Genomic DNA, 10,005 nt, shown 5'->3' with positions numbered 1-10,005 from the left:
CACCACCCCCCCCCGCCTTATTACCCGCCGGCCGACCCCCACCCTGCTTATTACCCGGCGGACGACCCCCACCCGGCTGATTACCCGGCGGACGACCCCCACCCGGCGGATTACCCGGCGGGTTCGAATGCGAGGAGCCGGTGGGCCCCTCCCTGGTTCCGGAGTCTCTTACATTCCGGGCGGCATCTCCGTCAGCTCGTGCGCCAATACCGGAGGCCTCGCGGGCCCGGCCCGAAGTCAATTCCCGGAATGCCTGGCCGGCACTGGGCAGTTCGCGGACCACGGATTCCAAAAGCTCCATGACGCGCTTCATCACAGCTGCCACTACACCCTCCTGCCCCTCGTATGGACACAGCTGGTGCCCGCTCGATCGTCGTTACCGGAACCGAATCGCGCACCGAGCGGTGCGAGACATTGATGGACACATGTGCGGGCCGTCCTCGGCGTCCGCCGATACGTTCGGCCCGGTGGACATCGTTTCGGCTGTTTCCCAGTGGAAGTCGGTTCACACATTCGTCAACCCGGTCATCCCGCTGATGGCCGGACACCGACAGCAGGCACATCGGCCTCCTTCTCCGGAGTCGCCACCGAATCTTCCTGCGCGCGACCGGTTCCCGAGTCGCTCGGTATGGGAGCAGGTGGTGCTGCAGTATCCGGCGCGAACACATGCGGGGCAGCCTGGTCAGGACTCTCGGCGCCCGCCGGCGCCGGCCGGGCGGGTTCGCGTTTGGCGTCGGCTTCGTTCACCGAAACTGCTGGCACCTCCGCGTCGGGCCGTTTCGTGGTCGAGCCGACGTGCGCAGCTTTGCCTCCAGCACGCGACCACGGCGTCTTCGCCGGCCTGCGAGCAGCCGGTTGCTGATTATCCGGTCCTGCAGCCCCGGCGCGCCCGGCGCCGCCCGGCGCCTTCCCTGTAGCGGCGTCGGCGGGCCGCTGCCCCTGTGAAGCGGAACCCGCCTGAGACGCGGAACCCGCCTGAGACGCGGAACCGGCCTGCGAAGCAGGACCGGCCTGCAACGACTGTCCCGGTGCCGACGCGGCCATTTGCGCAGGCGGGACCATACCGGCGGTTTCGCCGACCCCGTGATGCGCGGGTTCTTCGCCGGATCGACCTGCGCTGTCGGATGTGTGATCGGTGATCATCGTCCGGCCGTCCGGGGCGCTCCCATCTTGCCCGGGTATGTCGGCACCACCCGACGGGACACCTCCTACCGACGAAGGCGACGAGCCTGGAACCGCGGACGTCGGCGCCGCCGGCGCGACGCTATCGGTGCGGTTCGGATCCGAAGTAGTCGCAGCAGCGTCCGGCAGGTTGGTATTGCCCGGTGCGCCGGGCGTTTCCGCGCCCGGGTTCCGAGGCGCAGTGTCGGTCTCGGCATGCCGGTTATCACTCGACTGCGTTCCGCCGGTGGGCAGCGGAGTTTCCGGCGACAGCACGGGCGGCGTAGTCGGGGGCGCACCCACAGGATTGCTGTACCCCGGCTCAGGCAGGCTCGTCGGACTCGGCCATTCTGCGGGTTCCACGCCCAGACCGGGGGTGGTGAAATCGAATCCGGCCAGTCGCTGGCCGAATTTCTCGCCATGCGACAACAAGTCGTCGGCGTGGTTGTCCAGCATCCGGCTGAAGCGCTCGACTTCGTCCGGGTCGAGATGGTACTTGTCCGAGGGCCCAGAGGCCGACACCGGGATCTCCGGTGGCTGCAACGCATCCCGAATGAACTCGTCGAATTTCTCCACGAGTGGTTCCACGGCTTTGGCCACCACCTCGGCCGCGATGTACCACATAATGGCCTCTGCCATCTTCTTGGCTATATAGCGTGCCGCCGCTGCGATCATCGGCCCCGTTACCGCGCCGGCCGGAGTGAACATACCTGCCACGAAACTCGCGGCGAGCGCCGCCAATTCGATCAGCACAGCGATCTGAATGGCTTCGATGACATCCGCTGCGATATCGAGTGCCGTCGCGGTGGTATCGAATGCGGTATCCAGTTCTCCCATTTTCTCGTAGTGGTGGGCCCACCCGACGAGAATTGCCTGATAGGAATCGCCCGACATCGCCGACCGCATTTCGTCGAGGGTGCCGGTTGCCACATCGAAGGTTTCCCGTATATCTCCAGCGAACTCGCGAACGCTGTCTGCCAGCTCGCGCACTTGGTCCACATCGACGTCCGGATACGGAACGCCGATGACATTGAGAAATAACACAACCTCGCTGGGTATGTGGATACTCAAAACTCGAACCTTCTCACAACGCGGCGGCGTGGAACGATAGGCCGCACCCCCGGTATGCGCCCGGTCATCAACGCCCGAGACCGTATGACGCTGAGTTGCATACCTTCACCGGCACCGGTGGATCACCGTCGGAAGGCCCACACACAGCACCGGCACGGCTCGCGACCAGAGCGGCAGTGACATTCGATCCTCACGCACCTCACTTCGCACGCGTTCCACGCTGACAGGTTGGCCGACGCTCCCGGATCGGCGACCCGGACAGAGTACCCAACGCCGCGTGGCCGACCGGGTCTCCTGCGTGCCCCCGAAAGGTCGTTCACCCGAATCTCGACCCGACGGGCAGCCACTCCACCGGAAGCGCCGAACAGCCCGTCGAAAGAAGTTGGCACGGGTACCGCGCCCGCCGGTTCTCTGCACTGCCCCAGTGCCGGACCATACGGCCGATCCGGCCTACGTGACCGGCAGCGACCACGACTTCGCAGGTCGAGCGGATGAGCCAGTCGGCAACGACGGGCTCGTTGCACACCCGCGGTTCAGCTCGATCACCGAACCCTGGTGCCCGATTCGAGCCCGGACACCGCGGGTGACACAGGCCGTAGCCGGCTTCTACAGGTATTGCCTCCATTGGCTACGGACGATTCATGAGCGGTCCGCTATCACCAAGACTGGGAACAACGCGGCCCTCACTACCGGCGGCGTGCCCACCTTCAGCCAGTGGAGCACCCGAAGGGCATCGGCCCGCTCCGCATCGATGGATCGACCGACTCCGGCAGTACGCCGCCGTGCATCATCGGACCGATCCGGCACAGCACCCGATGGCGACGAAGCCCGCCGCATCAGCGGACATTCACCACTGGTGGTGTGCCGAGAATCCGCTGCTATTCTCCGAGTATGACTGTAGCGCTGGATGTTTCGTGGCGACGCTGTATCAATTCCTGGATCAGCGAATGCCTGGAAAACGGCCACACAGTCGAATCGATTGTGCAGTCGATGGCCGGCGACGGTTTCGATAAGGACATCGCCACGGAGACTGTGCACACATTGTTGGCAGGAGAATTTCCGGCGGACTCGTCCTATGAATATGATTCCGGACCGATATCACCCGATCGATCCTTTCACGCTCACGACCGAACAGTACATGTGTTACTGCGGACGGAAAAGCCACAAACGATACTCTTCGGCGATGTCCTCTCTGCCGACGAGTGCGATCAGCTGATTCAACTTTCCCGCCCCCGAATGCAGCCGTCCACGATCATCGACTCCGAGACCGGTCAGCTGGTGCCCGCCGATAGTCGCGCAAGCGAAAGTTACACCTTCGCATTGTCCGAGGATCCGTTCATCGACCGGATCGACCGACGAATATCGGCTCTGATGAACTGGCCACTGGAATACGGTGAAGGCCTACAGGTGGTGCACTACGGCGTAGGTGGAGAATTCCTGCCTCATTTCGATTTCTACCCGCCGAAAGATCCGGGGAGCGCCGCTCATTTCCTGTTCGGCGGCCAGCGGGTGGCCACACTCATCGTCTATCTCAACGACGTGGAGGCAGGCGGCGCAACCGAATTCACCGAGACCGGGATGTCGTTCACGCCGCGTATGGGCCAAGCACTGTATTTCCGGTACTTCAACAACATAGGCCAGCTCGATCCGATGACGCGGCACGCTGGGTTACCAGTGCTCACCGGCGAGAAGTGGATCGTCACCAAATGGATGCGCCGCTACCGCTATCACAGGTGAACTCGGAGCGGTTCTCGAACTCGAGGGCTGCCGGAGGCTCGGTCCGTGTGACCTGCTTGCATACGACTCGGGCCTATTTTCTCCCCAACTGGTGGGTATGCCGGCGGCATCCAGAAGGAGCCGCAGCGCGGGTGCCGTTCGTCGACACCCTGCTCGGTGCACCGGGCAGCCAGGACAGATGAGCTGATTGCCCGCAGGACTAGCGTGAACAGCTGACGGTTCCCGCACACATTCGTCCCCATGTCGGTCGATCAACTTCCCCCGGAGGTCCGCATGTCCCGGTCGCTGACCCAGCTGTTCGCTCTCGATTCGCTGCTCACCCCCGAGGAGATCGAGGTCCGCGCCACGGTGCGCAAGTTCGCCGCCGAACGCATCCGCCCGCATATCGCCGAATGGTTCGAGGCAGGCCGGCTCCCGGCGCGTGACCTGGCCGTGGAACTCGGTGCCCTGGGCGTACTCGGCATGCATCTGCACGGTTACGACTGCGCCGGGATGAGCGCCACCGCCTACGGACTGGCCTGTCTCGAATTGGAAGCGGTCGATTCGGGGATCCGGAGTCTGGTGTCGGTGCAGGGGTCGCTGGCGATGTTCTCGATCCATCATTGGGGCAGCGAGGAACAGAAGCAGCAGTGGCTGCCGGCGATGGCCGCCGGCCGGGCGATCGGCTGCTTCGGCCTGACCGAACCCGATCACGGCTCCGACCCCGCCGGCATGCGCACCCGGGCCGTGCGCGACGGCCGCGACTGGGTGCTCAACGGAACCAAGATGTGGATCACCAACGGCTCGATCGCCGACGTCGCCGTCGTCTGGGCCCAGACCGAGGAAGGTATCCGCGGTTTCGTCGTCCCCACCGACTCCCTGGGCTTCTCCGCCTCCGATATCCGGGCGAAGATGTCGTTGCGCGCTTCGGTGACCTCCGAGCTCGTGCTGGACGATGTCCGGCTGCCCGATTCCGCCGTTCTCCCCCACGCCGAAGGTCTGCGCGGACCCCTCACCAGCCTGGGCGAGGCCCGGTTCGGCATCATCTTCGGCGCCATCGGCGCGGCCCGCGACTGCCTCGAAACCGCGATCGACTACGCGCAGACCCGCGAGGTCTTCGACAAACCGCTCGCCGCCTACCAGCTGACGCAGGCCAAGATCGCGGATATGGCGCTGGAGGTGGGTAAGGGGCATCTGCTCGCCTACCACCTCGGCCGGATCAAGGACCGCGGCGAGATCACCCCGGAGCAGGTGAGCACCGGCAAACTGAACAATGTTCGCGAGGCCCTCGCCGTCGCCCGCGAATGCCGCACCATCCTCGGCGCCAACGGCATCACCCTCGAGTATCCGGTGATCCGGCACGCCAACAACCTCGAATCCGTGCTCACCTACGAGGGCACGTCCGAGGTCCATCAGCTGACCATCGGCAAGGCACTCACCGGCTCGGCGGCTTTCCGGTGACCGACGCACTCGACCGGCCGGTCCTCGCCGTTTCCCGCCGGGTGCGCGAGGATGCCCGGCCGTCACTTGCACGAGGCTTGTGCGATGGTTGGCGTCATGAGTGACGAACGGTTCGAGGTCCACCGTGAGATCGCGGCGCGACCGGCCGAGATTTTCGCCCTGCTGTGCTCGCCCGCCGGACATGTGGCGATCGACAGCTCGGGCATGCTGCAATCCGCGGAAGGCGAACCCGTCACCGCGGTCGGTGACGAGTTCCTGGTGCATATGGACCGGGAATCGCTCAACGACTTCCCGATGGGCAAATACGACGTCACCGTGATCATCACGGCATTCGAGCAGGACGCACATATCGAATGGACGATCTCCGGCACGATCCAGCCGCCGATCGAACATCTCTACGGCTACCGTCTGGCGCCCAGCGAGACCGGCACTCTGGTGACGTCCTACTACGACTGGAGCCGGATCGCGGCGCCCTACCGGGAAGCGGGCATCTTCCCGGTCATCCCCGAATCGGGGCTTCGCGCCACCCTCGGCATCCTCGCCCGGACGGTCGAGAACCGGTAACCACATGACAGGCTCGAACTCCGGTATCCCCGGTCCCGCCGCCACCCCGGTCGTCTCGGTCAAACCGATCGTGCTGCCCGCACCGGATCGCGGCGCGAACCTGCATGTCCGCGTCTCCGCGCCGGTGACCGGGGAGAACCTACCGATCGTCCTGCTCTCGCACGGTTACAGCTCGTCCCTGGACGGCTACGGTCCGCTGGCCGACCATTGGGCCGCCCACGGCTTCGTAGTAGTCCAGCCCACCCATCTCGACTCGAAAACGTTCCCCTTCGTCGCCGACGATCCCCGCCGACCTCACCACTGGCGGTTCCGCGTAGCCGATATGGTGCGCGTTCTCGACAACCTGGATGCACTGGAAGCGGCCGTGCCCGGTCTCGCCGGTCGCCCCGACCCGACCCGCATCGCGGCAGCCGGCCACTCCTTCGGCGGCCAGACGGCAGGCATTCTGCTGGGCCTGCGCGTCCTCGATCCGAGCACCGGGCAGGTCGAGGACCTGTCCGACTCCCGGATCACCGCGGGCGTGCTGCTGGCCACGGCAGGCGAAGGCGGAGAAAACCTGACCCCCTTCGCTCTCGAACACGCGGCATGGCTTTCGGGCCAGGACTTCTCGCAGATGCACACGCCCACACTCGTGGTAGCCGGCGACGCCGACAACCACCCGCTGACCGTCCGCGGACCGGACTGGACAACCGACCCCTACACCCTGAGCCCCGGCGTCAAGAGCCTGCTCACACTGTTCGGCGCGGAGCATTTCCTCGGCGGTATCTCCGGCTACCGGGTCGCGGAAACCACCGACGAGAACCCGGAACGCGTAGCGCTGATCCAACAGGTCACCACCGCCTACCTGCGGCACGCACTCGGTATCGACAGCGCCGGCTGGGAGGCCGCACTGGTGTCTCTCGCGGCCGACCACCCACTGGGCCGTTTGGAGTCCACTCAACCGTCGAGGGATGTTCCGTCGCTGCGCCGGGTGACCGGCTGAACGAAACGGGGCTGACGGCGCCGCCGGACCTCTCGTGCTCGCCCGGTGATTCCGGCAGCGGATGAGTACCGATGGCGAAAGCCGGCCGTCCCGTGGCCGCTCGGCACGTACGGCGCACCACTTCCGCTGTGATTCCAGCTCGGGGCATTCGGCTACGGACACACCGACTTTAGGAGTACGTTGTACACCTATGCTGGATTTCCTGCGCACACCGACACGGCGGGTAGCGAGCCGTTCGGTCACCGATGTAGCGCCGATACCCCTCGCCCGGCCGCGCCTCGCGGAAGCAGCAGCTCTGCTGTTCAGCGGGTTGCTCGCCGGTTCTTTTCTCTACGGCGGGGTGAATGTGCTGCACGCCTTCCGGTCGGTGCCGCTGGATATGCGACTCACCTTCCACACCGAGTTGATGTCGGCCAACGGCGTCGTCATGCAGGCGCTCATGGCATTCACCTTCATCTGCGGCCTGGCTCTCACCGTGCGCGCACGCGGAATCGAACGCCTGCTCGCCGGAATCGCGACGGGCCTGTCGGTCGCGGTATTCCTCATCACCCGCCTGGGCAACGTCCCCATCAACCAGGAGATCAAGGTATGGGCGGTAACCGGCCCGCCGTCCGGCTACGACGAAATCCTGACCCGCTGGGAGCATTTCCATCTCGCCCGGGTGGCCTGCGCCGTGCTCGTCTTCGGACTGATCGTCGCCGCCACCGCCGCGGGCAGCCGGCCGCGCGCCGTGATCAGTTCTGGCGAGGTACGAGTTCGGTGACGAAACGATCCAGGAACCCGTCCTGCGGTCCGCCTCCCGCGGGCACCACCACGAACTTGCTCAGCCCGGCCGCGATGTAGCGGTCGACCAGCCGGTGCAGTTCCGGCCAGCTACCCGCCACCAGATCCGCGGGGTCGATCTCGGGGCGTTGCCGCCGGATCCCCGCTGTGAGCTGTGCAGGCACGCCGTCCTCGGCGAGCAACAGGGTGATACCGAAATGGTCGGCCTCGATTTCGCGGCCCGCGGCGGCCGCCTCGGCATTGATCGCGGCCACCCCGGCCGCAGCCTCGTCCGGGGTGAGGAAACTGCCCAGCCAGCCGTCGCCGTAGCGGCCGATCCGGCGGAACGCACCCGGCACTCGGCCACCGAGCCAGATATCCAGCGGCCTGTCCGGCCGTTTTCCCACCCCGGCCCCGCGGACGGTGAAATGGTCACCGTCGAAATCCACGTCGTCCTCGCGCAGCACAGCGCGCAGCAGCCGCAACGATTCGTCGAACACCGCACCACGCGGGCCCGGCACCGGGAACAGGTCGAGCTCGCCCGCGCCCGCCGGCCGCAACCCGAACACCGGCAACACCCGTTTGGGCGCGAGCACCGCAAGCGACGCCAACTGCTTGGCCACCAGCACGGGATGCCGGCCCGGCAGGATCGCCACCGAGGTTCCTACTTTGAGCCGGTCGGTGCGGGCCAGCGCCGTCGCCATCCCCACCACCGGGTCCACCGCCGGCGAGTAGACGAGTTCGGAGAACCACAGTGAATCCACACCCGCGCCCTCGAGCCGATCCACCAGCGCGGGCAGAGTCTCCGGATCGGTATCCGAACCTGTTCCGATACCGAAACGGATCTTCACTTGGCTCTCCTCTCGAGCGGACCTTCGCCGACGCGTTCCATGCGACAACACCCGCGCTGCGGCCGGCATTCCGGCCGGCTTCGAACTGCGCAGCTTTCGCCTGGCCCGAGCGCGACGAGGGTGATCGATCGCCACGCGACACTCGGCCGCTACCGGGACACCAGCGCGGCGAAACCGTCGAGGTGACGGGCGAGACCGTATTCGAACAGGCTTTCCGGGTCCGTCACCGGGTCCTCGGAAAACGAAGCCAACAGCGGGAATTCGCCGGTCGCCAGGAGTTCGTGCTGCCGGGCACGTTGGGCGGCGCGCCAACCGGCCAGGGTGACGCCGGTGTCCCGCTCCGTCTCCGCTTCCTCCGCCATCGACAACGCCGATCCGACGACCAGCCCGTGCAGGGTGAGCGCCTCACGCATCCGGGCGGCCGGCGAGAGCCCGAGACCGTCGAGGGCCCGCAATACCCATTCGGTCTGGGCCATCATGTTGGGCGCCGGCAGTGGGCGGGTGAACGAGACGACCCTGGGCAGCCAGAGATGCCGCCGGCACAGCTGCCATTGCCGGCGGGCGATCCATTCGAGGTCGGCTCGCCACTCCCCCGGTTTCGGCAGCCGCAATTCGCCGAACGCCTCATCGGCCATCTGGGTGAGTAGTTCGTCCTTGTTCGCCACGTACCGGTACAGCGACATCGGCCCGACTCCGAGTTCGGCGGCCAGCCGCCGCATCGATACCGCCTCGAGCCCTTCGGCGTCCGCGATCGCTATCGCACTGCCCAGCAGACGCTTTCGAGGTTCGACGTTCGCGCGCGATAGCGGCAGCATGTCGCGGCTCGGGGCGGCGGATCGGCGCCGGGGCGCGGCAACCACCGTGCCCGCACCGACGCGCGCTTCGACCAGGCCCGCGTCGCGCAGTTCGGCGAGCACCCTGGTCGCGGTCGCGATGGCGACGCCCCAGCGACCGGCGATCTGCCGTACGGAGGGCACCCGATCGCCGGGCCGCAGCTCGCCCTTCTCGATCCGGGCACGGATCTCACCCGCGATCACCTGATACCGCGCGCCCCGGCGCGGCGCCGACGTGGACATGGCTTGCCGATCTGTCGAGAACCCACTCACCAGCCCGCAGTGTACTAGATCACCAGAGTGGCGAACTAGTGCACTAATTCGCGCTATACGTCGCTACAACAAGCAGATATGGCTACGGTGGAACGCAGTACTGATACACCGTACGCACCACTGCGTAGCAAAATCCCACCTCCGCGGGGGGGGGGGGGGGGGGGGACGACCAGCCGCGGGAGGGGGTTGAGGAAGGGGGGGAGCGCGCCGACGCACATCTGATCGAGCGTCGCCAGCAATGCTTCTTCGTCGGCGTCCTCGCCCTGGATCAGCCACAGGTACAAGGTGTGGTCCACCATGGCGGACATGGCGCGGGCAGCCAACTCGGGGT

Annotated in this window: 8 protein-coding genes and 1 pseudogene; 5 read left to right on the top strand and 4 right to left on the bottom strand. The window is 66.3% G+C overall.

The window, feature by feature from the left end; genetic code table 11:
* Nucleotides 1–525: 525 nt before the first annotated feature.
* Nucleotides 526–2,232 (bottom strand): hypothetical protein, encoded by a 1,707-nt coding sequence (locus tag QH195_RS14610; RefSeq protein WP_280435760.1) that lies wholly within the window; start codon nt 2,230–2,232, stop codon nt 526–528.
* Between the two features lie 891 nt (nt 2,233–3,123).
* Here QH195_RS14610 and QH195_RS14605 point away from each other — a divergent pair.
* The 5 genes from QH195_RS14605 to QH195_RS14585 all read left to right on the top strand — a co-directional run bounded on the left by QH195_RS14605 (nt 3,124) and on the right by QH195_RS14585 (nt 7,718).
* Nucleotides 3,124–3,969: a 2OG-Fe(II) oxygenase gene (locus QH195_RS14605; RefSeq protein WP_280424394.1), complete on the top strand. Its 846-nt coding sequence runs from the start codon at nt 3,124–3,126 to the stop codon at nt 3,967–3,969.
* Nucleotides 3,970–4,242: 273 nt separating this feature from the next.
* Entirely contained in the window at nt 4,243–5,409 is a 1,167-nt protein-coding gene (locus QH195_RS14600; protein ID WP_280435761.1) for an acyl-CoA dehydrogenase family protein, read from the top strand.
* A gap of 96 nt (nt 5,410–5,505) precedes the next feature.
* A complete protein-coding gene (locus QH195_RS14595; RefSeq protein WP_280424395.1) occupies nt 5,506–5,973 on the top strand; it encodes a polyketide cyclase in 468 nt (155 codons plus the stop codon).
* 4 nt (nt 5,974–5,977) lie between these two features.
* Nucleotides 5,978–6,955: an alpha/beta hydrolase family protein gene (locus tag QH195_RS14590; protein WP_280435759.1), complete on the top strand. Its 978-nt coding sequence runs from the start codon at nt 5,978–5,980 to the stop codon at nt 6,953–6,955.
* Between the two features lie 190 nt (nt 6,956–7,145).
* Nucleotides 7,146–7,718, top strand: coding sequence for a DUF1772 domain-containing protein (locus tag QH195_RS14585; protein WP_280435758.1), 573 nt, complete (start codon nt 7,146–7,148; stop codon nt 7,716–7,718).
* Here QH195_RS14585 and QH195_RS14580 read toward each other — a convergent pair.
* The 3 genes and pseudogenes from QH195_RS14580 to QH195_RS14570 all read right to left on the bottom strand — a co-directional run.
* Entirely contained in the window at nt 7,690–8,568 is an 879-nt protein-coding gene (locus tag QH195_RS14580; RefSeq protein ID WP_280435757.1) for a TIGR03854 family LLM class F420-dependent oxidoreductase, read from the bottom strand. The two genes, QH195_RS14585 and QH195_RS14580, sit on opposite strands and share 29 nt — an antisense overlap.
* 149 nt (nt 8,569–8,717) lie before the next feature.
* A complete protein-coding gene (locus QH195_RS14575; protein WP_280435756.1) occupies nt 8,718–9,674 on the bottom strand; it encodes a TetR/AcrR family transcriptional regulator C-terminal domain-containing protein in 957 nt (318 codons plus the stop codon).
* A 53-nt stretch (nt 9,675–9,727) separates the two neighbouring features.
* Nucleotides 9,728–10,005 (bottom strand): annotated as a pseudogene (locus tag QH195_RS14570) (hypothetical protein); the annotation flags it as partial.

This window comes from Nocardia carnea (assembly GCF_029868855.1).
In the GTDB taxonomy this organism is placed as follows: Bacteria; Actinomycetota; Actinomycetes; order Mycobacteriales; family Mycobacteriaceae; genus Nocardia; species Nocardia carnea_A.
The sequence above is the reverse complement of the archived record's forward strand: the minus strand, read 5'-3'. Positions and strand labels throughout refer to the sequence as shown.

Excerpts from the sequence above, each read along its gene's own strand:
- QH195_RS14605 (WP_280424394.1), top strand. The coding sequence starts at position 3,124 with ATGACTGTAGCGCTGGATGTTTCGTGGCGACGCTGTATCAATTCCTGG.
- QH195_RS14590 (WP_280435759.1), top strand. The coding sequence starts at position 5,978 with ATGACAGGCTCGAACTCCGGTATCCCCGGTCCCGCCGCCACCCCGGTC.
- QH195_RS14600 (WP_280435761.1), top strand. The coding sequence starts at position 4,243 with ATGTCCCGGTCGCTGACCCAGCTGTTCGCTCTCGATTCGCTGCTCACC.
- QH195_RS14585 (WP_280435758.1), top strand. The coding sequence starts at position 7,146 with ATGCTGGATTTCCTGCGCACACCGACACGGCGGGTAGCGAGCCGTTCG.
- QH195_RS14595 (WP_280424395.1), top strand. The coding sequence starts at position 5,506 with ATGAGTGACGAACGGTTCGAGGTCCACCGTGAGATCGCGGCGCGACCG.